The sequence below is a fragment of the Pseudoalteromonas sp. Of11M-6 genome (genome assembly GCF_022347905.1).
Classification (GTDB): Bacteria; Pseudomonadota; Gammaproteobacteria; order Enterobacterales; family Alteromonadaceae; genus Pseudoalteromonas.
Map to the genome: position 1 here is coordinate 112,629 of NZ_JAKRFW010000011.1, position 26,738 is coordinate 139,366.

Here is a 26,738-nt window from a genome sequence, read left to right on the forward strand (position 1 = left end):
CAAAATTTTTTGTGCTATTCTCCAATCGTTTTTGTAACAAACCATATCTTGGTCATATTTAAATTTATATTTATCAATAAGATATATATCTATATGAATATTTTTTGAATAACAGGCCAAAAAAATTGTAGCGAATATGTAATTTAGGGTGTATGGTTTGTTATTAGATGACAGCGTTGTCATCATCACTGGGCAGAAGTGATTTAAAAAACCAACAAAATGATTCAAGGGGAATCCTGTGTTAGCTAATAATTTCAAAAAAAGCTTACTTGCAGTTAACGTCAGCATCGCACTAGGTGCGGGCTTTTCAGGCGTTGTAGTTGCAGAAGAAAGTCAAAATCAAGTACAAGAAAACGTAGAAGTCATTGAAGTTCGTGGTATTCGCGCTTCAAATAAAGAAAACCTCAATGGTAAGCGTTTCGCAAATGCTGTCGTTGATGTTGTGACTGCTGAAGACGTTGGTAAATTCCCTGATGGTGACGTAGGTGAGTCACTAGCTCGAATTTCAGGGGTGAGTGTATCCCGCCAATTCGGTCAGGGCCAGCAAGTATCAATTCGTGGTGCGTCAGCACAATTGACACGCACTTTGCTCGATGGGCATTCTGTTGCTTCCACTAGTTGGTTTGACCAACAAGCGGTCGATCGCAGTTTCAACTATTCACTTTTACCTTCTGAGTTGGTTGGCGGTTTAGAGGTTTATAAGTCTTCTCAAGCGAATTTAGTGGAAGGTGGTATCGGTGGTACAGTAATTGTTAAGACACGTAAACCATTGGATTTGGATGCTAACACAGTATTTGCAAGCGTAAAGGCTGACTACGGTACGGTTTCTGAGGAAACGGATCCTGAATTTTCGGGACTTTACAGCTGGAAAAACGAAGATGAAAACTTCGGTATTCTTGTTTCTGGCGCACTTGCTGAAATTCAATATCAGCGAAATGGTATTGAATCATCGGGAGGTTGGTCTGGTGGTATGGCTCCCACTGTATTCCAGCAAGAAAGAGATCGCACGGCTATTAATGTAGCAATGCAATATAGACCGACAGACTCTTTATTATTTGGCCTAAATGTAACGAGTTTAGAATTAGGCGCCAATAATGCTAACTCACAAATAATCATCTTCCCTGGTGATGGTTCTTGCACAAAAACGAATGCTTCTGGTAACTGCACGTTCCGAGATATTGATGGAACTGCTACAGCGTTTTATCAATCTTGGGTTCGTAAAGCGAGTATGAAGTCAGATACTATTGACCTTGATTGGCAGTACGAGGCTGAGAACTTCACATTTAAAGGCCGTGTCGGTAATACTAGTGCAGATAGTGATGTAACAACAGCAAATTACGGTGAGTGGACGGTCAATGATAGTAGCGAATTAAATGGCACAGTTGACATGACCGGTGACATTACGCGATATAATCTGGCAAAACAGTCATTTGATTCAGGTATTTTACCGGGTGTGATCGGTCCACAGACTTGGGCTCCTGAATACAATCCAGACTCAGATGAAGAAACTTATCTAAATCTTGATTTTGACTTTCCAGTTGACTTCGGGTTAATTTCTGCGATAAAAACGGGTTTCCGTTACGCTGACCACAAAGTAGTACAGGATGGTAACGGTGCTAATGTTAATGTTGCACTTCGCCCTATGAGAAATGCATCTGAGTATTATCCTAGCACTATATCTGCTGGTGGTGGATTTATTATCCCGGAACCAAATATGGACCTTATGATTGCTGACTCCTTGGCAATGACAGAGGGCTATACACAAAGACCTCAAGCATATGGTACTGTTGAAGAAGAAAATATGGCCCTATATGCAATGGCTGAATTCAGCGGTGAGGGTGTCCGTGGTAATGTAGGCATACGCTATATTTCAACAGATATTGAGTCTGACTATTACGATTTAAGTGATACAGGTGAATATGATACTACTTTATCTACAGACAAAGCCGATTACAGTGAGTTTCTACCAAGCTTAAACTTGGTGATTGATGTTGCTGACGACATTATTCTTCGTACTTCAGCTGCTCAAGTTATTTCACGTCCTAACTATGCTGATCTGTTTGCAACACGAAGCTTGGCTGGCTATACAGATAACCGCCCATTAAATGAAGTCCTTCAGACGGGTAACGTAGGCCTAAGTCCATTCAAAGCATTCCAAGCTGACATAGGGCTTGAGTGGTACTTCAGTGCTGATGGTATGGTTAGCTTGACGTATTACACGAAAGATGTGAGTTCATTTATTTCGACACAGCAACAGGTTAACCAACAAATTGGTATTGATATTCCAGTTTATACAAATAATCCTGATGCAGGAGAGCCACCGTGTGGTGCTGGTATCACAGATTGTTGGACTGTTAGTTCATCTACAAACGGTAGTGGTGGTTCGATAGAAGGTATTGAGTTCCAAATTCAAGACGCTTTTGAAAATGGCTTTGGTTATTCATTCAACTACACTTATGCGGATGCTGAAGCTCCTGCAGAAAATTACCCTGACAGAGTTGGTATTTTCTCTGATTCGTCAAAGAATACCTATAATTTAGTTGCTTTCTATGAGCAAGATAACTTCTCTGCTCGTCTAGCATATAACTGGCGCTCTGAGTTCATCATTCGTGAGGCTCCAGGATGGTATGGTAACCGTGAACATAAAGCATATGGACAGCTTGATTTCAGTGCTACGTACTCGGCTACAGATTATCTAGATGTTACTTTTGAAGCCATCAATTTGACTGAAGAAGATAGCGTTCAACTAGGTAACAATAATCCATCAACGACGTTGCCAAACCCTGACCTTCTTAATAACTTCCCTGTTTGGAGTTTTGAAGGTGAAGCACGCTATAAAGTTGGTGTAGCGGTACGTTTCTAAATAACTCAATGTCCTATCCTAAATGTGTAAACGTATTTTAGGACGGGACACGAAGATCAGAAAAAGCTCAACAATTCGTTGAGCTTTTTTATTGGAAAAGGATTAGCAATTAACTCATGAGAGGAGGGGTTAGTAATAAAACTTACTTATAATTCGGCCTATCAACCAATAACTTCTAATTGATCAAGAAAGAAGGTTACTATTTATACTCTATAAGAGAGTTTAGCTTTACTGACATTGTTTCTAATATTTAGATAGGTGTTAACATCGATTTGCATTATGTTGAGAATATAAACTGATTTAGCGTACGCTCGCAAACGAAGAAATTGAGAGCCTTCCTATTTTTGGATCTTGATTACATCCTGACGCACAATTGATATTGGCACTATGTAATATGTTCCCTTGGTAGATAACTAGCCTATTAAACTTTGGTTCTATTTTCAGTACACGCTCAAACACACTTGTTGTTTCATTTAGGTAACCAGAGTGCTCATGTGGACTTTCAGCTGCTTTTATTAACATCTCTGATAATACTCCTTTATCTTTTTCCCTAAACTCTACAAGGTTTTCAGGTATAAAACGATAGATACTTGTACCTCCCAAGTTGGTTGTGGATAGGTAGTGTACAAAAGCAAAGTCTCTGTCATCAAATGAATCAATATGCGGAACTTTTTGGTCTAAAATAAGCGCATCAGGCTGGCAAGTGATGAGTGACAATAAGCATTTATGAAAAGTAACTGATTGATACTCAGTCCTAGAAATGCGCGGAAGCATGTAATCCTTAAAAAATGATGCTAGTAGCCTCATATACGGTTCAGGCATATGGTCTCTTTTTCCCGGGTAGAAGGAATTATCAGAAAACATGGGGTGGTAGTAGGCTACCTTATGCGCAAAATTTAACACGCTCGCAGTATCCAATAAGAAGTCATCAACGACATAGACACTGATATCTGTATTAGGGACGATTAACACGCTAATTTTTAAGGAAGGGTTGAGCTTGAGGTTTTGCATTGTTTTTTACTGTTAAACTATACATAGACTACTATTAAGCAAATGTACGTAATTATGACAGCGCTATCAACTTTTTGATGCGAAATAAGCTAAGTTCTTCATTGAAGTTTTTATCTAAACTACCTTAAAAAATATTTAACTTCCAATTTGCCCGGAAAACCGCTAGCCTTAGGGGCAATAAATAAAGTAACAAATACGTAAAATAATGGAGCAGTATTATGGCGGAACAACAAGTGCAGCCTTTACACAACGAAAAGCACGCTAACATCAAAGTGAAAAATGGCGTGAACGTTGATTTCCTTAAAACTCAGCACTTAATGCCTGTGGTAGCGCATGAGTTTGCGCGTGTAGCGACAGAATTTCCTATGGCGTTTGTTAAAAACACTGAAACAGGTCAATTTCAAGCGGTTGCTATGTTTGGTCTTCAGCCTGGTGAAAACCTATTTGTTGACGGTGATAAGTGGACTGGTAGCTTTGTGCCAATGGCCGCTGCACGTTACCCGTTTGGTTTGGTTAAGCACCCAGAGCAAGATCAGTTTGGTATTGTTATTGATGAAGCAAGCCCGCTAGTTGGTGAAGAAGAAGGCAATGCGCTTTTCGAAGACGGTAAAGAAACTGAATACCTAGGTCGTCGTAAAGAAGCGTTAGTAAGCTATGTTGAGTTTGCTCGCGTAACTGAAGCGTTTACTCAGTATCTTGCTGACAAAGAGCTTCTAGTTCAACAAACGCTAACGGTAGAAATCCATGGTGAGAAAAAAGACATCAACGGTATTTACCTTGTGGATGAGCGTAAGTTAAACGAATTAGGTGACGAAGATTTCCTAGAGCTACGTAAACGTGGCTATTTAGCACCGATCTTCGCATTCTTAACTTCTACACATCAAGTAGCGCGCCTTGCTCGCATGAAGGCACAGCGCGAAGCGAGCTAATCGCTTTTAGATATAGAACGATTCGATAGAAGCGCTTCCAGAGGAAGCGCTTTTTTTGTGCATGCTATTTTATAAGTGCTACACCAATTTGCTCCTTCAAATTGAGCAAGTATTAAGACAAATTAGTATTACTTAGCGTTTGGAATAGGACAGTATGATCCGCCACGAGGGATCCAGACCGAGCGTGTTTCTCAACGACAGTTATAAGCTACTCGGCGTTCTTCTTGTTGAGTTGAAAGGAGTATTTTAACGCGAAAGCTTGCATCGTTCTAAAATTCACCTCATGCTGAAGTTTAACAACGAACCAAGGTATAAAAATGAAAAAAATCTCTTTGCTAGTAGCGTTATTAGCCTTGTCGGCGACAGCTGCTGTCGCTGACGAGAAAGCGCCCCCATTTGCGATCGCTATTCATGGGGGAGCTGGTACGATTGAGCGCAGTAACTTCACACCAGAAAAAGAAAAACAATACAAAGCTAAATTAAAAGAAGCCGTTGAAGCGGGCTATAAGGTACTAGAACAAGGTGGAGAAAGCCTTGATGCGGTAACGACAGCCATTAACATTCTTGAAGACTCGCCTTTTTTTAATGCTGGTAAGGGGGCCGTGTACACTTATGATGAAGGGCATGAGCTAGATGCGTCAATCATGGATGGTCGTAATCGCCAAGCGGGCGCTGTGGCGGGGGTGAAGCACATTAAAAACCCAATCGATCTGGCAAAAGAAGTGATGCAGCACTCAGTACATGTCATGCTAAGTGGTGAAGGTGCGGAAGACTTTGCTAAGAAACGCGGTTTTACGTTAGTGGAAAACAGCTATTTTGACACCGATGCTCGCTATCAATCACTCTTAAAGGCGAAAAAGCGATTGCAGATGAAAGAGGCGGCGACCAAAGACTATCAGGCGGCACACCAACAATTAGAGAGCCAATATAAGATGGGAACTGTGGGGGCTGTCGCACTCGATAAGCAGGGGAATTTAGCGGCCGGAACGTCAACTGGTGGGATGACGGCGAAACGCTTCGGACGGATAGGTGACTCACCGGTGATTGGTGCGGGCACATTTGCGGATAACCGCTCTTGTGCTGTTTCAGCAACGGGACATGGCGAGTATTTTATTCGATATAATGTCGCAGCTGATATTTGTGCTCGTGTCGCTTATCAAAACAAGTCGATTGAAAAAGCGGGGAAAGAAGTGATTTTTGATACGCTTTATCCAATTGGTGGCACGGGAGGGGTGATCATAGTTGACCCTAAAGGAAATATTAGCATGCCATTTAATACCGCGGGAATGTATCGTGCGAGCAAGTCGTCAACAACACCTACCTATGTTGGTATTTATAGCGAGTAAAACAATATTTCGTTGAGACTAAGCAAGTTCTTCAAACGCCAGCTATTATTATCATGATAGCTGGCGTTTTTAATGGAGATGAGCAATGCAATCAATAAAAGTCGCAGACTACTTAAATCATCGCCCCGTAACATTCAAACAGGACATGCGCGTAGAATCAGCGGTAGAGAAGCTGCTACAAAGCGGCCAGTCGGGCGGGCCGGTTATAGATGAAGCAAGGCGGGTTATTGGGTTTTTATCTGAGCAAGATTGTCTTAAAAAAATGTTAGAGGCGACCTATCAAAATGAGTCTCATAGCGTGGTGTCCGATGTGATGACAAAAGAGCCTCTGTGTGTAAAACGCGAAGACAGCATAGTGCAAATGGCAGATTTGATGATTTGCAATAAGCCCAAAGTGTACCCGGTAGTTGACGATGAAGGGCGCTTACTTGGGGTTATCAGTCGTGCAAACGTGTTATTAGCGTTGGATAAGCATTTACATGATGCTTATGTCTCTGGTCACCGCTACGTATAAAGCGATGAAATTTACGAGCTGTTAAGTTAACCCATGAGGTGTTGCCTTGAGAATAACAGCAAAAATCTCAATTCCTAACCAAATTTAGTTGGGTTCGTCTAATCTGATTTGATAAACTACACGGCGTTTTATGTAATCACAAGGTGTCGTGTAGTGCAGGTTGACTCGCTGTTCAAAGAGCTAAATTCATGTCTTAAAAAGGATCACTTCATCCTCAAAAAGCGCCTCCATGGTGCGAAAAAAATTACCGATCAAGAAAAGCAAAAGCAGGTAGTCGCAAAAGTAGCGGCTGCGATTGCAAAAAGCCAAGAATTAAAGGTAACAAGAAGTGCCAATATTCCAGCAGTAGAGTATCCTGAGCAACTACCCGTCAGCCAGAAAAAAGACGACATCAAAGCAGCCATTGCGAATAACCAAGTGGTTATCGTTGCCGGCGAAACGGGCTCAGGGAAGACCACGCAGCTGCCTAAGATTTGCTTAGAGCTTGGTCGAGGCGTGGATGGCTATATTGGTCATACACAGCCAAGAAGACTAGCGGCAAGAAGCGTGTCTACTCGTATCGCAGAGGAAATTGGCTGCGAGATGGGGCAAGAAGTTGGATTTAAAATTCGCTTCTCAGATCAAGTCTCTGACAATACATACGTAAAACTGATGACCGACGGTATTTTGCTCTCAGAGATTCAACAAGACAGATTCCTCAACCAGTACGACACAATCATCATTGATGAAGCACACGAGCGTAGCCTGAATATTGATTTTATTCTGGGTTATTTAAAGCAGTTGTTGCCGAAGCGTCCAGATCTTAAAGTGATTATCACCTCAGCAACCATTGATCCTGAGCGTTTTTCCAAACATTTTAGTGACGCACCTATTATTGAGGTGTCAGGACGAACTTATCCAGTAGAAGTGAGATATCGTCCAGTTGAAGATGTAGACTCAGAAAATGGCGAAGCAGAAAATGATCAGTTGCAGGGCATTTTTGATGCGGTTGATGAGCTTTGTGCCGAAGGACCTGGGGATATTTTGGTATTTATGAACGGTGAGCGTGAAATTCGTGACACCGCTGACGCGCTGGCAAAACGCAATTTAAAAGGCGTTGAGATTTTACCTTTGTATGCGCGCCTGTCTAATGCCGAACAAAATCGCATTTTTGCGCCCCATAGCCAACGGCGCATCGTATTGTCTACAAACGTTGCCGAAACGTCATTGACAGTACCAGGTATTCGCTATGTTATCGACCCGGGTACTGCGAGAATAAGCCGCTACAGTTATCGAACCAAAGTACAACGCTTACCGATTGAAGCGGTATCACAAGCCAGTGCAAACCAGCGTAAAGGTCGATGTGGCCGTGTGGCATCCGGTATTTGTATTCGTTTATATTCTGAAGACGACTTTTTAGGGCGCCCAGAGTTTACCGATCCTGAAATCCTAAGAACCAATTTAGCTTCGGTTATTTTGCAAATGCTCGCACTTGGACTTGGTGATATAAGTCAATTCCCATTTGTACAAGCGCCTGATAGCCGTAATATCAAAGATGGTATGTCGTTACTTGAAGAGCTGGAGGCGATAGTTCCTGCACAGCGCAGAGAAAAAGCCAAGCTCACAGAATCAGGTCGTAAACTAAGTCGCTTACCCATAGACCCAAGGCTTGCCAAGATGGTGATGTCAGGGGCACAAAACAACGCGCTTTGGGAAGCGATAGTGATCACCGCGGCACTGTCTATTCAAGACCCAAGAGAGCGTCCTCAAGATAAACGTGCAGCAGCTGACGAAAAACACAATCGCTTTGAGTGCGAACACTCTGATTTTGTTGCATATCTAAATCTATGGAATTACATCGAAGCGCAGCAGCAAGCACTGACGCGTAACCAGTTTCGAAAGCAATGCCAAAAAGACTTTTTGGCCTACATGCGCGTACGTGAATGGCAAGATATTGTTTACCAGCTGACTACGGTGTGTGAGGAGCTCGGCTTTAAAATAAATAGCAGTCCTGCAAGCGATGAAGCTGTCCATCAATCATTGCTAAGCGGTATGCTTAGCCATATTGGTGTGAAAGACGAAAAGCAAAAACAAGTGTTTAAAGGCGCACGTAACAGCCAATTTCATATTTTCCCCGGTTCAACACTATTTAAGAAAAGCCCTAAGTGGTTGATGTCTGCTGAGCTTGTGGAAACCAGTAAACTTTATGCTCGGGTTAATGCCAAAATCGATGTAAATTGGATTGCGCCGCTCGCTAAGCATTTAGTTAATAGCAGCTATAGCGAACCGCATTGGGAGAAAAAGGCTGGAGCGGTTGTCGCATTTGAACAGCAAACCTTATACGGCTTGATCATCGTTGGCCGCAAGCGCACGGTGTATAGCGATATTGATCCTGTGGTTAGCCGAGAGATATTTATTCGCGAAGCGCTGGCAAACGGTCAACTTGGCCAAAGCGAAGGCTTTTTAAGCGCAAACCAAAAATTGGTTGAAGAAGTGCAGGCGCTTGAAGATAAAGCGAGGCGTCGCGATATCCTAGTCGACGAAGAAGACGTGGTTGCGTTTTATAACGATCGAATTCCACAAGACGTAAATAATCGTGCTGCGTTTAGTAAATGGTGGCGTTCACAAAAGCAAAAAGACAAACGCTTTTTGCATTTGACGCGCGATCTGTTAATGAAGCATGACGCCGAACATATCACGGATACTCATTACCCAGATACGTGGCAGCAAGGGAATTTGATCTTGCCTCTCAGTTATCACTTTGATCCAGGCCAAGCACTAGACGGCGTGGTGGTCAATATTCCTCTGGCACTATTAAACCAAGTTCAAGATGAAGGTTTTGATTGGCATATTCCTGCGCTCAGACATGAGCTGGTTTGTGGGCTTATTAAGTCACTGCCGAAGACCTTAAGACGTAATTTTGTGCCAGCACCAAATTATGCCGATGCTGTGCTTGCCGCCGTTGAGGTAATGCAAGGCTCATTTATAGAAGCGGTGGCCAACCGTTTACTCAGAATGACAGGTGTCAAAGTCGCCGAGTCAGATTGGGATGTTAGTTCACTTGAGCCGCACTTAAAAATGCAATTTCAGGTAGTTGATGACAAAGGTAAGGTGATAGCCCATGGCTTTGATTTATTGGCACTTAAAGCAAAGTTGCAAGGGCAAGTGACCGAGACGCTTTCGCAAGTGGCAGAGCAAGGGATCGAGCAAACGGATATTCAGCAGTGGGATTTTGGCGAGCTACCAGAACAATATACTAAAAAGCAGGGAAATTATGAGATTAAGGCTTTCCCAGCATTAGTCGATAAAAAACAAAGTGCGGCTATAGAACTGTTTGATAACGAAATAAAAGCCCAAGCGGCGCATCAAGCAGGATTGCGCCGTCTTGTGCTACTCAATGTTCCTTCGCCCGTTAAATACCTGCAACAGCACTTACCAAATAAGGCTAAGTTAGGATTGTACTTTAACCCCTTTGGTAAAGTGCATGATTTAGTTGATGACTGTACGCAAGCTGGGGTTGATAAGCTGCTGCGTGCATTTGGCGAGATCAGAGATGACATTGCGTTTGAAAAAGCCAAAGAGCACATTCGAGCTGAGCTAGGTGACACCGTAGTTGAAATTGCGAAGCAAGTTGAGGCGGTGCTTAGCATTGCTCACAGTATTAACAAACGCATGAAAGGCAGAGTGGATCTCACGATGATCACCGCGCATGGCGACATAAAATCTCAGTTATCCGGTCTTATCTTTAAAGGTTTTGTCACCGCTCATGGTGCTGATAAAATCTCTGATATTTTGCGCTACATGAAAGCGATTGAGAAAAGGCTTGAAAAACTTGCGGTAGATCCAAACAGAGATAGGCTGTGTGTACTAGAATTGGAAAAAGTTGCTGCGGCCTATCAAGACAAGTTGGCAAAAATCCCTTCTGGATTACCTGTACCAGAGTCGCTTATAGATATTTTTTGGATGCAACAGGAACTTCGCGTGTCTTTGTTTGCTCAAACATTAGGAACGGCTTATCCGATTTCGGCTAAACGCGTTCTGAATTCGATAAAAGAGTGCGAAATATAAACTTGCATTTTAGAGTACGACAGTTACTTTATTATATGAGGAAGTAAAGTTTTGGATTGTGAGAAGGAAGCGGCATTGAATATGTCCACACGAGAGAAAAGGAAAAATGCACCGCATCTACTAGTGGTTGACGACGAGTATTTTAACTATGAAATGCTTGAAATGGCACTGTCAGGGGCGTTTGAGCTGAGCTATGCAAACTCGGGTACGAGTTGCTTGTCTAATGCAATTGCTGATCCTCCAGATGCTATTTTGCTTGATGTGTGTATGCCGGGTCTTGACGGTTACGACACCTGTCGAATGTTGAAAAATACACCAGAGACGAAGGATATTCCGGTATTAATGGTATCTGGTTTAGAGTCCGAAAAAGAACAAAAAGCGGGATTCGATGCAGGCTGTGATGCTTATGTGGTTAAGCCATTCTCAATGCAATCGCTATTAGAAAAAATAAAATCAATGGTGTAGGAGCATTATATGATCAATGAAGATAAACGCCGTTTTATGCGTATGTCGGTGGATGCAGTAGCAAAATTAACCGAGCTTGAGTCGGGTAAAGTGCATCAAGGAGTTTGTCACGATTTAAGCGCTACAGGATTGTCGGTGACAGTGAGCGAACCAATCGAAGCAAATTCAACCGTTGACATTTTCATTGATTCCAGTGGCGATATGATCCAGCCACTTAGTGCTCATGCAACCGTGATCCGCTGTAGTCAAGAGCAGGATGAGCAGTGGGTTGTAGGGCTTGAAATCACCAAGTTTAATTAGATTAACTAAGCTATAAAGGTGGTATTGAAGTGTTCTTCTATACCACCGTAAAAAATTGTTAAATCAATAGACCTTACAAATAAGGCCTTTCAGGTAAAAGCCTTCTGGATAATTGCCCGCAATAGGGTGGTCGGCTGCTTGATTTAGCCTTTCCATGATCAACAATTCCTTACCGGCATCGAGCGCAGCGTCTGCAACGACTTTCTGAAACAGGTTTTGTTCCATAAGGCCAGAACACGAGAAGGTGAGTAACGTGCCACCAGGCTTTAATATCTGCATGGCAATCATATTGATATCTTTATAGCCACGACAAGCACCGTTAAGCTGCGCCTTACTTTCTGCAAACTTTGGTGGATCCATCACGATAGTATCGAATTGACGGCCCTCATCACGATATTGTCTAAGTAGTTTGAACACGTCTTGCTTAACAAACTCAGCTTTCGATAAGTCTAGTTCATTATGTTCTACATTGCGTTTAGCTGTGTCGAGTGCTGGCTGCGATACGTCAACGTTGATTACTTTACTACAGCCACCGCGCAGTGCATAAAGGCCAAATGTACCGGTGTAGCAGAAGCAGTTAAGCACTTCCTTGTCTTTTACAAAGCGTTCTAACGCGGCTCGGCTGTTGCGTTGATCTAGATAAAAGCCAGTTTTATGGCCGCCGATGATATCGACTTCAATCTTTAAACCATTTTCGCTAATAAGGACAGGTGCGGTTGGCGCGTCGCCAGCAAGCGGTCCGGTAATTTTATCAAGGCCTTCTTTTTTGCGTACATCAACATCTGAGCGCTCGTAAACATGACAATCAGGAAATAGTGATTGCAATGCCATTACTATTTCACCCTTGTGGCGCTCGGCACCAGCGCTTAGCAACTGACAAACCAAGTAGTTATCAAACTTGTCAATCGTTACACCGGGCAGACCATCAGACTCTGCTGCACACAATCTAAAGCCGGTTAAACCACCTTCAGCGATAACATATTCTCTGGCCGCTAGTGCTCGTGCGAGCTTTTGCTCAAAAAACGCTTGGTCGATATGTTGTGATTCATCAAATGTCCAAATTCTGGCTCTGATCTGAGAGTCTGGGCTATAAGCGGCTGTCGCGAGGTATTTCCCTTCATTGCTGTAAATCTTGACGGTATCGCCAAGGGCGGGTTTACCTTTTACTTTTTTAATGGCTTTTGAGAAAACCCAAGGGTGTTTTCTGTTAAGGGATTTTTCTCTGCCTGGTTGCAGATATAGCGCGCAAGTCATATATTTTCTCTAATCTTTCCTGATAGCTGCCATTTTAGTGAAGGGTGTGGCAACATACAATCAGTAATGCCTTTCACGCCAAATTTGTGTGGGCTTATTTGTCGGATATTAATAAAAGTTGAGCTTAATGACGTTAAAAATGCATGAATTAGAAAAAGCATGTGAAGAGTTTATGCTGTCGACTCCATGTGCAGATACCGCCCATGATTTGTCTCATATCAAGCGTGTAGTTAAAGTCGCAAAGTCACTTTGCGAAGCTGAGGGGGCGGATCCTGCTGTGGTGATCCCTGCCGCTTGGTTACATGATTGTGTTGCCGTAGCAAAAAATCATCCAGATAGGCCGCTGGCGTCTAAATTAGCTGCAGATAAGGCGGTTGCCTTCCTAACAGAGTTGAAGTACGACACGGATAAACTTGAGGCGATTCACCACGCCATTGTTGCACACAGCTTTAGCGCCGGTGTTACACCCACGACATTAGAAGCCAAAATAGTCCAAGATGCAGACAGAATGGATGCGTTAGGGGCGATAGGTGTTAGCCGCTGTATGAAAGTAGGTGGGGCGATAGCGCGTAATCTCTACAATGTAGAAGACCCTTTTTGTGAGCATAGAAAAGCTGACGATACCAAATATACCTTAGATCATTTCTTCATTAAGCTGCTGCATATTAAAGATAACATGCATACCACCGCAGCCCGAGAGCAGGCTCAAGCTCGCACCCAATATATGCTGGATTTTTTAGAACAACTGAAATCAGAAATCGCGGATTAAAAATGACGAGATGAGTATCACCTCGTCATTTGCTTCACAAATACCACCACAAATAGCGCTAATGAAAAGCTGCCGGTAAAAGCCTCTACCGCTGCGATCAGCCGTGAGATCCCCACAGGCGTAATATCCCCATAACCCAAGGTTGTGAAAGTAACAACACTAAAATAAAAGCTGTTCAGCAGCGCCATTACGTTTTCAGATACACTGTTGTCTAAGTCCAGTTGCATTATCTGATCTTGAAACGAAACACCAAATAGAAAATAGCAAAATGCACAGGTAATTATCATACCTAAACTGAAGCGAATGACATTTTCCGGTTTTTCTCCATACCCACATAATAAGTCGACAAAGCTGGAAATTAGGTGACGTTTTGAAAATCGTGGATACTGGGCATGTCGCATGCGCAGTTCTTTGTATGTAAAGCGCCCAACCATTTCAAATAGTCCTTGGTTTTCCGCACCTTTACGTAGTAAACGATAGATCTCTTCCGACTGTAAGAACAAGTCTTCCGCGTCCTCTTTGGCTCGGTTTCTACGAGCTTCAAAAGCTTGCTGCTCTTGTAGTAATTGCTCGCCGAGTTCCATATTATCAATACGGGTGTTTTCAAGCTTTATACCGAGCAAATTGGTGCTTTCTAAATTACAGCAGTGCAGACTTGCTTCTCTCAAGTCGGCCTTCATTAGCGACGCATGCTTAATGGTATTATTAAACAGGTGCGCCCCTTTCAAATTGGCACGATAAAAGTTGCTATAAGATAGATCATAGCCATGATGATTTTCAAAGTTAACAAGATTGAGCCCTTCTAAATTGGCCCGCTTCAACTCTAAGCCTTGCAGCAAACCACCGCGCTTGGCGTAGCGTTCAAGCTTTTGGCTTAGCTCCAAGCCACCTTTATCGAATTTATTGTCATGCCAAAAGCAGTAACCTGAGCCCATATCGATTTCACTGCATTTTTTTCCCTCAGGTGACACATATTGGCAAATGGGTTTATCAGCCATAGCTTGCCTAAATCAAAATGCCTTTTTCATTAAGCGTAGCAGCAAAAATAATAAATACGGTGATTTAACGAAAAAATCTTTCTAATTTATAAAGTGTTAGAAACCACACTATTGATGAGTTTATTGCCATCGTTGGTCTAATTCATTATCTTGCATGGCGTTTGCAGTGACTCTGACAAGTTGCTCATACTATAATGCATGCTTTAGTGACTAAGAATTTGTTACCTTGCAATATCAATTAAAGAAAAGCCGAAAGCGTAAGAGCGTTGCGATAAAAATAAAAGCTGGCCAAGTGTTTGTGTATGTGCCAGAGCAAATTTGCGAGCGCTGGTTACATACTTGGGTGGAAAGCAAATCCGATTGGATAAAATCAAAGCTTGCTCTAAAAATCATACCTGAGAGCCCTCGGCCACTGAAAACAGGAATTGTGCAAGTCTTCGGCGAGACCTTTACCATTCAAAGGGGCGAAAGCACGACCTCTGTAATTGATTTTGACAACAAAAGGGTTTTACTTAAGGCTGTCAAAAATGAATGGCGTGAATTAGTTGCGCTGTTAAGCGAAACGCTAAATGACTATGTAGACATGGTTATTGCGCGCTATCAACCTGATATTCAAGCTCGCTTTGATACGCTAAAGATACGAGTTTATAAAAGCCGCTGGGGCAGTTTTTCATCTAAAGGCGTGCTTGCGTTTAATACGTTTTTGATTGGTGCGCCTAAGTGGGTAATCGATTATGTGGTAGTGCACGAACTTTGCCATTTTCACGTCATGGCACACAATAGCGCATTTTGGCGCTTGGTAACAAAGCACTATGGCCACGACCATAAAATGGCTCGGCGTTATTTACGTGACCACGGTCCTGACTTGATGATTGAGCATTAGCATAGTGCCCTGTTTATGCCTATTATTTCTCGGGCCTCGCTTTTGCCGCGCGTTTTAACAGCTTTTGAAATGTCGGACATTCAAAATGGCTTGGCGCTGGGCATTTGGCAGCGTGATAGAGGCCATCTCGCATTGCAGTTAAATGCTTAATGGTTTCATTTAATTCATCCGCTTTGGATTGTAACTTCACCCTATCAATATCCGCTTTACCCTCGGGGGTAAACATGTCCGCTATTTCATCTAACGAAAAGCCTGCGTTTCTGCCTAGTGTAATAAGCGCTAGACGTTCAAGTATTGAAGGGGGGAAAACACGTTTGAGCCCTTGTCGACCAATCGATCGGATCAGTCCTTTTTCTTCATAATATCTAAGCGTGGATGCGGGTAAACCAGACTTCTTTGCAACTTCACTGATATCCATTCTTGCCCTTGACTTAAAGTTAACTTGAACTAGTAGGATAGCGGCTATCAGTAAAAAAGAGGAGTAAAAATAGTGGAAAGCTTATATTCGATGTTAATGCCAGCAGTCGCGATTGGCGTAGGTGCAACGCTTGTTATGGATTTGTGGGCATTTATGCTCAGTCGCGTGTTTGCCATAAAGGGCTTAGATTATGCATTGGTTGGTAGGTGGATTGGACACTTGTGTAAAGGTCAACTCACGCATCAAGGTATCGGGCACAGTAAACCAATATCTGGTGAAGGTGTCATTGGCTGGTGCATGCATTATCTCATTGGGATTGTATTCGCCTTGGTGTTACTTCTGAGCGTGGGCAAGCCTTGGTTGACTGAGCCTAGCCTTTTGATTGCGTTAGTTTTTGGCTTAATAACGTGTATTTTTCCATTTTTTATTATGCAACCCTGTTTTGGTGCAGGGGTAGCAGCATCTAAATTACCAGAGCCGAATAAGGCAAGGGTAAAAAGTATGGCAGCACATTTTATTTTTGGCTTTGGATTGTTTTTAAGCTCGTTTATATATGTAAGCTTATTGTGAGATCAAGCAATAGAATATGGTGGAGGGAGCTGGATTCGAACCAGCGAAGGCTGAGCCGTCAGATTTACAGTCTGATCCCTTTGGCCGCTCGGGAACCCCTCCATCATTTGGAGCGTTTACTTTAAAAGTGGTGGAGGGAGCTGGATTCGAACCAGCGAAGGCTGAGCCGTCAGATTTACAGTCTGATCCCTTTGGCCGCTCGGGAACCCCTCCATACATTTTAAAGCGTTACAATTTGAAAGTGGTGGAGGGAGCTGGATTCGAACCAGCGAAGGCTGAGCCGTCAGATTTACAGTCTGATCCCTTTGGCCGCTCGGGAACCCCTCCGAAATTGTAACTGTTGTTTATGGTGGAGGGAGCTGGATTCGAACCAGCGAAGGCTGAGCCGTCAGATTTACAGTCTGATCCCTTTGGCCGCTCGGGAACCCCTCCTAAACAACGGCGGTGATAATAACAAAGTTTTTTTCGAAGTAAAGAAAACTACTAAAGTTTTTCGGAAAAAGGCCGATAAATTCATAATTAGCAAAATAATCGGTTGGAATACATGCAAATTGATGGCGTTTTAATCAGTGAGTCGCAATTAGGGTCCGCATTGAACATTAGTGTTCATCAGACGCGCTCTGCCGATTTTGCCATGCTGTTATCTATGCTATCAACCGATGCATTAGATTTTAGCCAATTTCATCTACCAAAATCTGAAGCTGCCGCAAAAGATAACTCAGAAGAAACACTAAAAAAGCAATTTGAAATAGGTCCACAAAAGCCGCTTGCGCCAAAAGAGTACAATATGCTTATTGGTCAGCATAACGCGCAGCTGGTATCTATGGGGGCGATGGCAACCTTGCGATTGCAAGAAAATTTAAATCCAGAACCTTTTGCTGCACGAAATGATAAAAAGTATATTCCACTCAACGTTGTAGAAAATTTAGAACCAGCGGTTAAAAGACGTTTGGCGAGCGCGCAAGGTAAACTGGCCTTAGTTGCTGATAAGGCAATGGATGCGGCTGGTTTTTATGATCAAATTGCAACGGGTGATATGCAGAGTATGTTACGCGCGACGGCGTAACAACATTAGCTGCTTTTACTCCTTCAAAATTGAGCAAATTTAAGACAAACTGGTATTAAACTTGCTGTTTTACAGCTGTTTGCTTCGTTACTAGACTGGCATAAAACGCCATGCTTATCGTGCTTCATGTCTAATACCAATTGAATTAATTCTCTAATCAATTTGAAGGGTGAAATTGCATATTAGCTTCGTTAAAAATTTCTCATTTAGAACAACTAAATAGCAAAATTTTTGCCTTGCTACTAAAGCTATTTCCCCGCTTCAAGGTAGATCATTTACTTAATACAACTGGTATAAGCTGAACGGCCTTTAATCATCCTTAGCTCGTTTCAAGCCTTTTTTATTGCTTTGTATCTAATCTCTAATTCAGGCTATTTTAGCTACCGTGGCACTTTTTATACTTTTTATCACTGCCGCACGGACAGAGGTCATTTCTGCCTACCTTGGTTGTAGGCGTATCGTACAATTCACCATCTAAGTAATACCATCTGCCTGCTTCGGTAATAAAATTTGACCGCTCATGGAGTATATAGTGTGTGTTTTCTGCGATATAGTGCGCCTTAAACTCAACAACCCCCTGAGTAGTTTCTGCTACTTCTTCTAGCACTTCCAATTTTATAAAGTGTGCATAATTAGCAAATGCAGCAATATCGTCGACACTATTTTGTGCTTGTTTAGCCTGGGCGTAGGTGTCATGAATATACTTTGCATCTTTTAAGCAGTATGCAGTATAGCGAGAGCGCATGAGTATTTGTGGACGCTCTGCGAATTTTTTTCCCTTAAGGTACGGCTCACAACATTGCGAATAGGGAAGGGATGAATTGCAATAACAAGACATAAGAACTTCAGTTTTAACAAATTTATATCCTGTTATTGTAGCTTGTTAAGCGCTTTGAAAACAGTGGATCGCAACGTCAGATACCGGCAGTTCCATTTTGTTGATAGTTTGCACTGATGCAATATCAGTCCAAATCACCACTGCAGCGAAATTACCATTGCTGATAGCACTTTTAAGTACATACTCAAGGTCGTATATGTGCTTTTGCCTAATGACGAGCAACTTACTTGCATCAACTGAAGCGCTTTCTAGTAGTGACTTGTTTGGTACATTATCGGGTGCAACGAGTAGCGTCCAGCCTTGTTTATGCTGACATTTATGTAAAACTTTAAGTAACTCTAAGCTAGCGACGATCTCATCTTCAACTATCACATTATTGATTTCGTTAAGTGTGTAATAAGTTGAATTGTTTGGCTGTAGAAGTGCATTGCTGTGTAACATAATTGTCTCACTGGTTATCTATACAGTATATGTATACAGTAGTTTATACAGTGTGTGAATGCAAGGAAAATTGCTAGCTTTTTAATCAATATTCAAGCTTAATTTTTATTTAGTTTAAATTTTCAATATAAAACAAGTGGTTGTGATTTTTTTGAAATGAGAGCTTAATTGACGAAAGTTCAGTATGAGTAAAGCAAGGAAGTTTTCTCAGCTGCGATACAGTAGTTTTCCTACTGTATCATTTTGATCGTCGCGGAGGGAAAGCGTACGTTTACTTAAGAGAGGCTTAGCTACGCCTAGCCTACGTTTTTTTGGAGAGTCAAATTTAATTTACTGGCTAATATGCTGTAGTTGATGAATTTGCTCGTAAAGTGTTGCAGCATAGCACTGTGCATCTCTAAAGCGCTTAGTTGTAAGGAAGCGGCGTACATCTAGTAGTACCTGTTCGGCGCCTTTGTGCCCTTGGCTGCTGGCCAAACTTAACCAAGCGGCTGCATGAAAGGGGCTGGGTGGCACTCCTTGACCTTTCATAAACAACAAACCTAAAAAGAACTGTGCCTTCAAATCACCAGACATCGCCGCCAGTCTTAGCCATTTTGCCGCAAGCGGAAAAGATTTTTCTTTTAGGTAATAGAGGCCTTTTTTCAAAGCTTGGGTATTGTCGTGAAGATCTGGGAATTTTGCGTCCGCTTTTAATGGCGACGTTACAAATTCAAGCACATTCAGCAGCTGCTGTTCTAAGTCATGGTTTGCTGAGTTGTCGGTGCTATTTTGATCCATATCTTTATTCGCAATAATGTTGATAAGCAGAGTGTAGCTGAATTTTAACTATTTTGTCCGAGTTTTAAAGTGATTCGTGTTAAAATCCAACCACTTGTTCCTTAAATTTGTAATTTTAGTTATGCTCGAGCGGTTATTTTCACTGCAAGCTATGCACACCAATGTAAGAACTGAGGTGATTGCTGGCTTGACGACATTCGTTACTATGGTTTACATCGTTTTCGTAAACCCTGCAATGCTAGCAGAAGCTGGCATGGATCACGGCGCTGCTTTTGTAGCAACTTGTATCGCAGCCGCAATCGGCTGTTTTATTATGGGACTATGGGCAAACTATCCTTTAGCGCTTGCGCCTGGAATGGGCTTAAACGCCTTTTTTACCTATGGTGTTGTGCTTGGCATGGGCTATACATGGCAAAGTGCATTAGGCGCGGTATTTATGTCGGGCTGTTTATTTCTATTTTTGAGCGTATTCAAAGTACGCGAATGGGTGATCCAAGCTATTCCCATTGTGCTAAAGCGTGCGATCGCGGCAGGTATTGGCGCATTCTTAGCCTTAATCGCGCTAAAGAACGCGAAAATTGTTATCGCAAGCGATGCGACATTAGTACAACTTGGTGATATCACTTCTCCCGGCCCGCTATTAGCCATTGCGAGCTTTTTTGTGATTGCGGCGCTTATGTACCGTGAAGTCAAAAGTGGCGTGCTTATCAGCATTTTAATGGTAACGGGTATTGCGTGGGGACTTGGGCTTGTAGATTATCACGGGGTTGTTGATATGCCCCCAAGCATAGCGCCGACCTATATGCAGTTGGATTTGAGCGGAATCTTTGAGCTGTCCATGCTTAGCGTGGTGTTTGCATTTTTATTTGTCGATTTATTTGATACCAGTGGCACATTGGTTGCGGTGACTCAAAAGGCCGGATTATCTGACGAACATGGTCGCATGCCAAGGTTGGGTAGGGCACTGTCAGCTGACAGCACTGCGACGATTGCAGGCTCAGTGCTCGGTACTTCAACGACGACTTCATACATTGAATCAGTGTCGGGTGTATCTGTCGGTGGTCGCACAGGGTTGACGGCCGTGGTCGTGGGGATCTGCTTCTTACTCATGATGTTCTTTGCGCCATTGGCACAGATGGTTCCTGCATATGCGACGGCAGGCGCGATATTGTATGTGTCGGTATTAATGCTACAAAACCTAAAGTTGATTAATTGGGATGAGATGAGCGATGCTATTCCGGTGAGTGTTGTGTTATTGATGACACCGCTCACGTTTTCAATCGCGCATGGTATTGCTTTGGGTTTTATTTCTTATACGGCAGTTAAGTTGGCGTGTAATAAGGCAAATGAAATCAGTATCAGCGTTTGGGTACTGACAGCACTCTTTATCGTTAAGTTTGCTTTTGGTTAAGCAAGTGGGTTTACTTCATTTGTAATAAAAAAGGCTGGGAGACCAGCCTTTCACGTAAATTATGGTGTTACCACTTCTTCTTCGGTGCAAACAATACGTCCAAGTCGTCTTGTTCTTGCTCTGCTTTCTTTTTCACCGCTGATGCGTTGGACGCTCTAAGTTCGCTGCTGATCTCTTCTAAATAACCTTCCAGCTGTGCTTTTTTCTCTTTTACATAGTCATCATTGTATGAGACGGCGCAAATTGTAGCGTAAGCTTTTTCAAAGTATTGTCTTGCTGAACCGACCATGTTTGCGGTTCTCGCTGAAAGCCCTCGTTTTATCTGGCTTTCAACATTGATTTTAAGCTGAAAGCGCTCCAGCCTACGGTCTTCATTAACGAACAGTTGAGTGTCTACTTTACCTTTACTATGCTCTGAGCGTAGTAGTTGGCGTAATTTCTTTATGCCTTGAACTAATGCGATAATTTGTTTGTCGTTGTCTGGAAGTGCTATCGAGTCTGAGTCAGCTGCTTTTTCAGGCTGAGTATTTAAGCGCTCTTGCGACTCGTGTAAGCGACTTTTTAATTCTTTCGAAGTCGGAGACAACTCCACCATTGCGGCTAAAGCATCGTGCACGCGGCGCTGAATAATACGGATCATGACTTCAGACATCGGAATATTGCTGCCATTCATGATGACGTCTTCCGCTTCTTCTATTACGCGTTTTTGCTTAGCAAGTTCTTTGCGTCTCTCCGCTTCTTGTTTCTCTTTATGTTGCTGGATAGCGCTTACCCAAACTGCTATGACGATAAGTGCAACAATCAACATTATTATAATAGAAACAAACATACTGAAATCTCTTTCATGTAACCACCAGTGTAATTTTTTAATCTTACATGAATTCGTACTATTCTGAACAGGTTTACGACAATAACCTGTAAAAAAGATAAAGAATTCATTATTTTTTAGTATAGCCGATGCCTAAATGAGCGGTTAGTTTTAGTGAAAGATAGTCGCCAGATTTAGCTCGTGAGTTTGCAAAAGCGTGTCACAATATCCGCTATTTGGCCAAATGACTGTCGGAGCGTCAGTGAAAATGCTGATATTTAGTACCTCTTGGCTACCTCATTTTTACCAAATGTGCTAGCCTACATAAGGTCGTAACAGGCGGTTTTTATCGCTTTGCACTAAACTCGCTAACAAAAAGCGGTTTTGCTATGGGCTGATGCTCAACATCAAGAGATCATAAGAATAAAAGCAATATGAAATTACAACAATTGAGATATATCGTCGAAGTGTTGAATCACAACCTTAATGTGTCAGCGACGGCGGAAAGTTTATATACCTCTCAACCTGGTATTTCAAAGCAAGTGCGCATGCTTGAAGACGAGTTAGGGGTACAAATTTTTGGCCGTAGCGGTAAGCACTTAACGCATGTTACGGGCGCGGGTAATGAAATTATTAATATTGCTCGTGAGATCCTCTCTAAAGTGGAAGGGATCAAAGCGGTTGCAAATGAACATACCTTACCAGATCAAGGTAAACTAAACATCGCAACGACGCATACACAAGCTCGTTACGCGTTACCTCCTGTGATCCAAGGATTTATGAAAAAATATCCTGCGGTTTCTCTACACATGCATCAAGGTACGCCACAGCAAATCTCTGATGCTGCCGCTCGAGGTGATGCTGACTTTGCTATTGCTACCGAGGCGCTGCATTTGTACAGTGATCTTGTCATGCTACCTTGCTATCACTGGAATCGTAGTATTGTGGTCGCCAAAGACCATCCTCTTGCACAAAAAGGCAGTGCACTGACGGTGCAAGACGTCGCTAAATATCCGTTGATCACTTATGTGTTTGGTTTTACTGGCCGCTCAGAACTGGATAAAGCATTTAATGCTCATGGTTTGGAGCCACACATCGTGTTTACTGCAACAGACGCCGATGTGATTAAAACCTATGTAAGATTAGGGCTCGGTGTTGGCGTATTAGCGTCAATGGCACTTGATGAAAAGTCTGATAGCGACTTAGTTTGTATCGATGCAAGTCACCTATTTGAAGCAAGTACGACGAAAATCGGTTTCAGAAAAGGAAGCTTCCTAAGAGGCTACATGTACGATTTTATTGAGCGATTTGCACCGCATCTCACAAAAGATGTGGTAGAGCGTGCAAGTTTGCTACGAAATCAAGATGATATCGACAAGCTATTTGAAGGTATGACGCTTCCAGTAAAATGAAGTACTTGAAAAGAATATGAAAAAGGCCTCAACAGAGGCCTTTTTCAATACTGTTATTCGTACGGGAGCGGATCTGTTGCGTGGTTTAGTTCAAACGCTTCGAGACGCTCTTGGCAAGCACCGCACTTACCACATGCTTTTTCGCGGCCGTTGTAACACGTCCAAGTGTCAGCGTAATCTAATCCCATTTTTAGACCGTCGGTCAGGATATCAATTTTTGAGTTGTTAAGATAAGGACTGACAATTTCAACCGCGTCGTAGTTCGCAATGCGACAAACATCATCCATCTTTTTAACGAACTCTGGGCGGCAATCTGGATAAATTGCATGATCGCCAGAGTGAGCACCGTAAAATACCTTATTTGCTTTTAGAGAGACAGCGTAACCTACCGCAAGAGAAAGCAAAATCATATTGCGATTAGGCACAATCGTGCTCTTCATGCTCTCTTCTTCATAGTGGCCTTCTGGCACGTCGATGTCATCTGTTAGGCTAGAGCCTGACAATAATTGATTGATAGCCGAAATATCAACGACCTTATGAGCAACGCCGAGTTTTGCACATACGTCAGCGGCAACTTGTAGCTCTTTTACATGTCGCTGGCCATAGTTAAAAGACAGTGCATAAACCTCATGGCCCTCGCGGACAGCCTTGTTTAATACAGTGTAAGAGTCCATTCCGCCGGAATAGATTACGACAACTTTTTCGCTCATAGGTGATTTGCCTCGATTTTGATAGAGGTTTACTTTAGGGCGCGATATACTACACGGCCGCTGGAGAAATGACAATTTTCTCGCGGTATTTTTCGACAACTTTATCTTAAACACGGGGCCATTTTGTACAAGGTTAACGAAATATTTGAAACAATTCAGGGTGAAGCAAGCTTCACTGGTACGCCTTCAATCTTTTTACGTTTGCAGGGCTGTCCAGTTGGGTGCGCTTGGTGTGATACCAAACAAACCTGGGAAACCAACGACACTTTTATTGTTTCATTGGATAACACTGTAGAAAAAAAGGCTGACTCAGAGTGGTGGGCAAACGCGAGTGCTGACGAGATCTTGGCGATTTTCGAGGCGCGGGGCTACCAAGCCAAACATGTGGTGATCACCGGTGGTGAACCTTGTATGTTTGATCTTCGCCCATTATGTGAGTTATTGCATAGTAAAGGGTACAGCACACAGGTTGAAACCAGTGGGACATTTGAGATCCTCGCGCCAGCTGAAACTTGGGTTACTGTGTCGCCAAAAATTAATATGCGTGGAGGTTACAAAGTACTTCCAAGTGCAATGGCTCGTGCCGATGAAATAAAGCACCCCGTCGCGATGCAAAAGCATATTGAGGAATTAGAGGCGTTATTTGCACAAACTGGGGTTGAACCAAAGCTAGTGTATCTTCAGCCAATTAGCCAAAAAGCCAAGGCCACTAAGCTTGCAATAGACAATTGCAAAGCGAAAAATTGGCGCCTATCAGTTCAAGTGCACAAGTATTTAGGGATTAACTAAAGCGCTTTGCCTAAGCGTATTTTAGCTAAAAATGCGGTGTGTTTAAGCTGAGGTATTGAACAAGCAGCGTGCTTAGGCGTTAAGTTTTATGTAGAGGTCAATAACACTCGTTACTGACCATTTCAATCATTCTTTGCGTTTCACCACTGTTCTCAAATTGATAGAGATTGCGATTGATATCTTTGAGCAATTCATGCCAATGTGGTTTTTGTTTGCTAAGTGCAAAGTAGAGGTGATTATACTTAATAGGTGGCGTCACGTTTTCAATGTTTCTCAGTAATTCAATTTTCTCAGCTCTAGGTAAGTCTGAATAATTGACCGTAAAGCGCAGCACTTTTGGATCGCCTATTACTAAATTTACGCGCTTACCGACGAGTAATTTCACTAGCTGTAAATCATTTACGGCTTCCACTGTAACGAATTCACCATTATCCATCATAGCATCAAATTCAGGGGTATTCTGATAGCCCCTCACGACACCAATGAGCTCATTCTTAACTGAGTTTAAATTACCATCAAAGCGGTCTTCTTCACCTCTTCGCTTCAAAAAGCCGATTTCACCACCAGGAAAAGCATTAGATAAAGCAAGTAGCTCTCTGCGGGTCTTATTCTTGTGATTGTCAGACGGTGCTGAATCCTCAATATAGTATTCTGGGAATAAAATATCTGCTTTGCCCGTTTCCGCGGCTCTTACAGCACGAGCCCAAGGCAAAAATTCAACATACACTTGATAGTCTAAGTCGGTAAGCAGTGCGACGGCAAACTGGAAAGCCCAGCCTTTGTTGCAGAGGTTTCCACCGATATAAGGTGGCCAATCTAATGTCACGATATGAATGAATGTATTTTTGCCTTTCTTATTGTATAGATAACCCCCTTGGTACTTTTCTCCAGCAACAAGGTGAAATTCACCGCCCTTGAAGTAGGCGACGTTTAAATTCTCCCCATAGATGAAGCTACTAAACATGAGAAAAAACAAGAGTAATAAGGTCTTTACAATCATCGAAGTCAAAAAAGAGTAGCGAATAGGTAAAGTGTAGTGAAGGAAGGTGAAATTAAAAGGAATAATATAAAAAACAAAGGGGCAGTGATGCCCCTTGGTAATCTAGAATATGAAGCTCTACTCTTACTGCACTAATTCTTGTTCAGAGAATGTGTCTGCAAAAAGTGGGCTAGTTAGGTAACGTTCAGCAGCGCTTGGCAAAATAACCACGATGTTTTTATCGGCATTTTCAGGTTTCTCGGCAATTCGCTTTGCGGCAACTAGGGCTGCACCAGAAGAAATACCTACTAAAATACCTTCGTCTTTCATCAGCTGATGTGCCATTGCAATTGCATCTTCATTCGACACCAACTCAACGCCATCAATAAGCTCAAGATCTAGGTTGCCTGGAATAAACCCAGCACCGATCCCTTGAATTTTGTGTGGACCTGGCTTTACTTCGTCGCCCGCAAGGGTTTGCGTGATAACTGGTGAGTCAACTGGCTCAACAGCAATTGACTTAACATTTAGGCCTTTTTCATTTTTCAGATAGCGTGAAACACCGGTGATCGTGCCACCTGTACCAACGCCCGCAACGAAGTAATCGATATTACCTTCAAGTGCATCAAAAATTTCTGGGCCCGTTGTTTCAAAATGGATCTTCGGGTTTGCTGGGTTTTCAAACTGTTGTAGTAACACGTACTTTTCAGGGTTACTTGCTTGAATTTCATTTGCTTTTTCAATCGCGCCTTTCATGCCCTTAGCGCCTTCTGTTAGCACTAAATTTGCGCCAAGTGCTTTTAGTAGTTTACGACGCTCAAGGCTCATCGTATTTGGCATAGTAAGTGTCAACTTATAACCACGAGAAGCAGCAACGAAAGCCAGTGCAATACCCGTGTTACCTGAAGTTGGTTCAATAAGTTCTTTACCTTCGCTAAGAAGACCTGCTTTTTCAGCTTCCCAGATCATAGACGCACCAATACGGCATTTAACGCTGAAGCTTGGGTTACGCGCTTCCACTTTTGCGTAAACATTGCCGCCAGAAACGCGATTGATTTTAACCAGCGGTGTATTACCGATAGTTAGACTGTTGTCTGCATATACTTTAGTCATTTGTGTTCCCTAATCTAGGTTTGC

General features: G+C 42.6%; 25 protein-coding genes and 4 tRNA genes. 14 read left to right on the plus strand and 15 right to left on the minus strand.

All coding sequences use genetic code 11. The annotated features are described in order from the left end of the window. Positions 1 to 238: 238 nt before the first annotated feature. A complete protein-coding gene (locus tag MHN32_RS07870) occupies positions 239 to 2,863 on the plus strand; it encodes a TonB-dependent receptor (RefSeq protein ID WP_239421458.1) in 2,625 nt (874 codons plus the stop codon). Between the two features lie 300 nt (positions 2,864 to 3,163). Here MHN32_RS07870 and MHN32_RS07875 read toward each other — a convergent pair whose 3' ends face one another. Continuing rightward, the gene (locus MHN32_RS07875) at positions 3,164 to 3,874 is read right to left on the minus strand and encodes a DUF6445 family protein (RefSeq protein WP_239421459.1); all 711 of its coding nucleotides are present in this window, start codon (positions 3,872 to 3,874) and stop codon (positions 3,164 to 3,166) included. Between the two features lie 218 nt (positions 3,875 to 4,092). Between MHN32_RS07875 and MHN32_RS07880 the strand changes: the two genes are divergently transcribed. From MHN32_RS07880 to MHN32_RS07905, 6 genes are all read left to right on the plus strand, one after another. After that, positions 4,093 to 4,803: a SapC family protein gene (locus tag MHN32_RS07880; RefSeq protein WP_239421460.1), complete on the plus strand. Its 711-nt coding sequence runs from the start codon at positions 4,093 to 4,095 to the stop codon at positions 4,801 to 4,803. 317 nt (positions 4,804 to 5,120) lie between these two features. Continuing rightward, positions 5,121 to 6,149: an isoaspartyl peptidase/L-asparaginase gene (locus MHN32_RS07885; RefSeq protein WP_239421461.1), complete on the plus strand. Its 1,029-nt coding sequence runs from the start codon at positions 5,121 to 5,123 to the stop codon at positions 6,147 to 6,149. An 85-nt stretch (positions 6,150 to 6,234) separates the two neighbouring features. Further along, on the plus strand, positions 6,235 to 6,663 hold the full coding sequence (locus MHN32_RS07890) for a CBS domain-containing protein (RefSeq protein ID WP_010375537.1): 429 nt from the start codon (positions 6,235 to 6,237) through the stop codon (positions 6,661 to 6,663). A 153-nt stretch (positions 6,664 to 6,816) separates the two neighbouring features. Beyond that, positions 6,817 to 10,710 carry an ATP-dependent RNA helicase HrpA gene (hrpA, locus tag MHN32_RS07895; protein WP_239421462.1) on the plus strand — a complete coding sequence of 1,298 codons (3,894 nt, stop codon included), beginning with the start codon at positions 6,817 to 6,819 and terminating at the stop codon, positions 10,708 to 10,710. 81 nt (positions 10,711 to 10,791) lie between these two features. After that, positions 10,792 to 11,175: a response regulator gene (locus tag MHN32_RS07900; RefSeq protein ID WP_010606518.1), complete on the plus strand. Its 384-nt coding sequence runs from the start codon at positions 10,792 to 10,794 to the stop codon at positions 11,173 to 11,175. Between the two features lie 9 nt (positions 11,176 to 11,184). Further along, positions 11,185 to 11,475 (plus strand): PilZ domain-containing protein, encoded by a 291-nt coding sequence (locus MHN32_RS07905; protein ID WP_010606519.1) that lies wholly within the window; start codon positions 11,185 to 11,187, stop codon positions 11,473 to 11,475. Between the two features lie 63 nt (positions 11,476 to 11,538). Here MHN32_RS07905 and MHN32_RS07910 read toward each other — a convergent pair whose 3' ends face one another. Next, on the minus strand, positions 11,539 to 12,729 hold the full coding sequence (locus tag MHN32_RS07910; RefSeq protein WP_237117445.1) for a class I SAM-dependent methyltransferase: 1,191 nt from the start codon (positions 12,727 to 12,729) through the stop codon (positions 11,539 to 11,541). Between the two features lie 127 nt (positions 12,730 to 12,856). Here MHN32_RS07910 and MHN32_RS07915 point away from each other — a divergent pair, with 127 nt between their 5' ends. After that, complete coding sequence (locus tag MHN32_RS07915) at positions 12,857 to 13,498, plus strand: HD domain-containing protein (RefSeq protein WP_045989065.1); 642 nt, start codon at positions 12,857 to 12,859, stop codon at positions 13,496 to 13,498. Between the two features lie 17 nt (positions 13,499 to 13,515). Here MHN32_RS07915 and MHN32_RS07920 read toward each other — a convergent pair whose 3' ends face one another. Then, the gene (locus MHN32_RS07920) at positions 13,516 to 14,496 is read right to left on the minus strand and encodes an ion channel (protein ID WP_010606522.1); all 981 of its coding nucleotides are present in this window, start codon (positions 14,494 to 14,496) and stop codon (positions 13,516 to 13,518) included. A gap of 226 nt (positions 14,497 to 14,722) precedes the next feature. On the opposite strand from MHN32_RS07920, the gene MHN32_RS07925 reads away from it, so the two are divergent. Next, the gene (locus MHN32_RS07925) at positions 14,723 to 15,379 is read left to right on the plus strand and encodes a YgjP-like metallopeptidase domain-containing protein (RefSeq protein ID WP_239421463.1); all 657 of its coding nucleotides are present in this window, start codon (positions 14,723 to 14,725) and stop codon (positions 15,377 to 15,379) included. Between the two features lie 22 nt (positions 15,380 to 15,401). Here MHN32_RS07925 and MHN32_RS07930 read toward each other — a convergent pair whose 3' ends face one another. Further along, complete coding sequence (locus MHN32_RS07930) at positions 15,402 to 15,797, minus strand: helix-turn-helix domain-containing protein (RefSeq protein WP_102056580.1); 396 nt, start codon at positions 15,795 to 15,797, stop codon at positions 15,402 to 15,404. A gap of 72 nt (positions 15,798 to 15,869) precedes the next feature. Here MHN32_RS07930 and MHN32_RS07935 point away from each other — a divergent pair, with 72 nt between their 5' ends. Further along, complete coding sequence (locus MHN32_RS07935) at positions 15,870 to 16,367, plus strand: DUF2938 domain-containing protein (protein WP_239421464.1); 498 nt, start codon at positions 15,870 to 15,872, stop codon at positions 16,365 to 16,367. Positions 16,368 to 16,384: 17 nt separating this feature from the next. Here MHN32_RS07935 and MHN32_RS07940 read toward each other — a convergent pair. The 4 genes from MHN32_RS07940 to MHN32_RS07955 form a co-directional block, all read right to left on the minus strand. Beyond that, a tRNA-Tyr gene (locus MHN32_RS07940) sits at positions 16,385 to 16,469 on the minus strand. Positions 16,470 to 16,495: 26 nt separating this feature from the next. Beyond that, positions 16,496 to 16,580: transfer RNA gene (locus MHN32_RS07945), tRNA-Tyr, on the minus strand. A gap of 29 nt (positions 16,581 to 16,609) precedes the next feature. Next, positions 16,610 to 16,694: transfer RNA gene (locus MHN32_RS07950), tRNA-Tyr, on the minus strand. 20 nt (positions 16,695 to 16,714) lie between these two features. After that, positions 16,715 to 16,799 (minus strand) — tRNA-Tyr (locus MHN32_RS07955). A gap of 112 nt (positions 16,800 to 16,911) precedes the next feature. Between MHN32_RS07955 and MHN32_RS07960 the strand changes: the two genes are divergently transcribed. Next, positions 16,912 to 17,433: a VC2046/SO_2500 family protein gene (locus MHN32_RS07960; protein ID WP_239421465.1), complete on the plus strand. Its 522-nt coding sequence runs from the start codon at positions 16,912 to 16,914 to the stop codon at positions 17,431 to 17,433. Between the two features lie 376 nt (positions 17,434 to 17,809). Here the strand turns inward: MHN32_RS07960 and MHN32_RS07965 are convergent, their stop codons facing one another. The 3 genes from MHN32_RS07965 to MHN32_RS07975 form a co-directional block, all read right to left on the minus strand. Beyond that, a complete protein-coding gene (locus tag MHN32_RS07965) occupies positions 17,810 to 18,271 on the minus strand; it encodes a YchJ family protein (protein WP_239421466.1) in 462 nt (153 codons plus the stop codon). A 45-nt stretch (positions 18,272 to 18,316) separates the two neighbouring features. Then, positions 18,317 to 18,712: a SulA-like leucine-rich domain-containing protein gene (locus tag MHN32_RS07970; RefSeq protein WP_017218896.1), complete on the minus strand. Its 396-nt coding sequence runs from the start codon at positions 18,710 to 18,712 to the stop codon at positions 18,317 to 18,319. A gap of 330 nt (positions 18,713 to 19,042) precedes the next feature. Then, positions 19,043 to 19,492, minus strand: a complete 450-nt coding sequence (locus MHN32_RS07975; RefSeq protein WP_010375560.1) for an SEL1-like repeat protein — start codon at positions 19,490 to 19,492, stop codon at positions 19,043 to 19,045. A 121-nt stretch (positions 19,493 to 19,613) separates the two neighbouring features. Here MHN32_RS07975 and MHN32_RS07980 point away from each other — a divergent pair, with 121 nt between their 5' ends. Then, positions 19,614 to 20,903: an NCS2 family permease gene (locus tag MHN32_RS07980; RefSeq protein WP_239421467.1), complete on the plus strand. Its 1,290-nt coding sequence runs from the start codon at positions 19,614 to 19,616 to the stop codon at positions 20,901 to 20,903. A 67-nt stretch (positions 20,904 to 20,970) separates the two neighbouring features. Here the strand turns inward: MHN32_RS07980 and MHN32_RS07985 are convergent, their stop codons facing one another. Next, positions 20,971 to 21,732 carry a hypothetical protein gene (locus tag MHN32_RS07985; RefSeq protein ID WP_039492261.1) on the minus strand — a complete coding sequence of 254 codons (762 nt, stop codon included), beginning with the start codon at positions 21,730 to 21,732 and terminating at the stop codon, positions 20,971 to 20,973. Between the two features lie 413 nt (positions 21,733 to 22,145). On the opposite strand from MHN32_RS07985, the gene cysB reads away from it, so the two are divergent. Continuing rightward, the gene (cysB, locus tag MHN32_RS07990) at positions 22,146 to 23,123 is read left to right on the plus strand and encodes an HTH-type transcriptional regulator CysB (protein ID WP_010375565.1); all 978 of its coding nucleotides are present in this window, start codon (positions 22,146 to 22,148) and stop codon (positions 23,121 to 23,123) included. Positions 23,124 to 23,176: 53 nt separating this feature from the next. Here cysB and queC read toward each other — a convergent pair whose 3' ends face one another. Next, entirely contained in the window at positions 23,177 to 23,833 is a 657-nt protein-coding gene (gene queC / locus MHN32_RS07995; RefSeq protein ID WP_010375567.1) for a 7-cyano-7-deazaguanine synthase QueC, read from the minus strand. Between the two features lie 123 nt (positions 23,834 to 23,956). Here queC and queE point away from each other — a divergent pair, with 123 nt between their 5' ends. Further along, positions 23,957 to 24,622, plus strand: a complete 666-nt coding sequence (gene queE / locus MHN32_RS08000) for a 7-carboxy-7-deazaguanine synthase QueE (protein WP_102056583.1) — start codon at positions 23,957 to 23,959, stop codon at positions 24,620 to 24,622. Between the two features lie 97 nt (positions 24,623 to 24,719). Here the strand turns inward: queE and MHN32_RS08005 are convergent, their stop codons facing one another. Both MHN32_RS08005 and cysK read right to left on the minus strand, forming a co-directional pair. Then, complete coding sequence (locus MHN32_RS08005; RefSeq protein ID WP_239421468.1) at positions 24,720 to 25,586, minus strand: transporter substrate-binding domain-containing protein; 867 nt, start codon at positions 25,584 to 25,586, stop codon at positions 24,720 to 24,722. 159 nt (positions 25,587 to 25,745) lie between these two features. Then, complete coding sequence (gene cysK, locus MHN32_RS08010; RefSeq protein WP_010606534.1) at positions 25,746 to 26,714, minus strand: cysteine synthase A; 969 nt, start codon at positions 26,712 to 26,714, stop codon at positions 25,746 to 25,748. Positions 26,715 to 26,738 lie beyond the last annotated feature (24 nt).

Bases quoted from the DNA above. Each gene is read 5' to 3' on its own strand.
- MHN32_RS07875 (WP_239421459.1), bottom strand. From the start codon at position 3,874: ATGCAAAACCTCAAGCTCAACCCTTCCTTAAAAATTAGCGTGTTAATC.
- MHN32_RS07880 (WP_239421460.1), top strand. From the start codon at position 4,093: ATGGCGGAACAACAAGTGCAGCCTTTACACAACGAAAAGCACGCTAAC.
- MHN32_RS07885 (WP_239421461.1), top strand. From the start codon at position 5,121: ATGAAAAAAATCTCTTTGCTAGTAGCGTTATTAGCCTTGTCGGCGACA.
- MHN32_RS07890 (WP_010375537.1), top strand. From the start codon at position 6,235: ATGCAATCAATAAAAGTCGCAGACTACTTAAATCATCGCCCCGTAACA.
- MHN32_RS07900 (WP_010606518.1), top strand. From the start codon at position 10,792: ATGTCCACACGAGAGAAAAGGAAAAATGCACCGCATCTACTAGTGGTT.
- MHN32_RS07905 (WP_010606519.1), top strand. From the start codon at position 11,185: ATGATCAATGAAGATAAACGCCGTTTTATGCGTATGTCGGTGGATGCA.
- MHN32_RS07910 (WP_237117445.1), bottom strand. From the start codon at position 12,729: ATGACTTGCGCGCTATATCTGCAACCAGGCAGAGAAAAATCCCTTAAC.
- MHN32_RS07915 (WP_045989065.1), top strand. From the start codon at position 12,857: ATGACGTTAAAAATGCATGAATTAGAAAAAGCATGTGAAGAGTTTATG.
- MHN32_RS07920 (WP_010606522.1), bottom strand. From the start codon at position 14,496: ATGGCTGATAAACCCATTTGCCAATATGTGTCACCTGAGGGAAAAAAA.
- MHN32_RS07930 (WP_102056580.1), bottom strand. From the start codon at position 15,797: ATGGATATCAGTGAAGTTGCAAAGAAGTCTGGTTTACCCGCATCCACG.
- MHN32_RS07960 (WP_239421465.1), top strand. From the start codon at position 16,912: ATGCAAATTGATGGCGTTTTAATCAGTGAGTCGCAATTAGGGTCCGCA.
- MHN32_RS07965 (WP_239421466.1), bottom strand. From the start codon at position 18,271: ATGTCTTGTTATTGCAATTCATCCCTTCCCTATTCGCAATGTTGTGAG.
- MHN32_RS07970 (WP_017218896.1), bottom strand. From the start codon at position 18,712: ATGTTACACAGCAATGCACTTCTACAGCCAAACAATTCAACTTATTAC.
- MHN32_RS07975 (WP_010375560.1), bottom strand. From the start codon at position 19,492: ATGGATCAAAATAGCACCGACAACTCAGCAAACCATGACTTAGAACAG.
- MHN32_RS07980 (WP_239421467.1), top strand. From the start codon at position 19,614: ATGCTCGAGCGGTTATTTTCACTGCAAGCTATGCACACCAATGTAAGA.
- MHN32_RS07985 (WP_039492261.1), bottom strand. From the start codon at position 21,732: ATGTTTGTTTCTATTATAATAATGTTGATTGTTGCACTTATCGTCATA.
- cysB (WP_010375565.1), top strand. From the start codon at position 22,146: ATGAAATTACAACAATTGAGATATATCGTCGAAGTGTTGAATCACAAC.
- queC (WP_010375567.1), bottom strand. From the start codon at position 23,833: ATGAGCGAAAAAGTTGTCGTAATCTATTCCGGCGGAATGGACTCTTAC.
- MHN32_RS08005 (WP_239421468.1), bottom strand. From the start codon at position 25,586: ATGTTTAGTAGCTTCATCTATGGGGAGAATTTAAACGTCGCCTACTTC.
- cysK (WP_010606534.1), bottom strand. From the start codon at position 26,714: ATGACTAAAGTATATGCAGACAACAGTCTAACTATCGGTAATACACCG.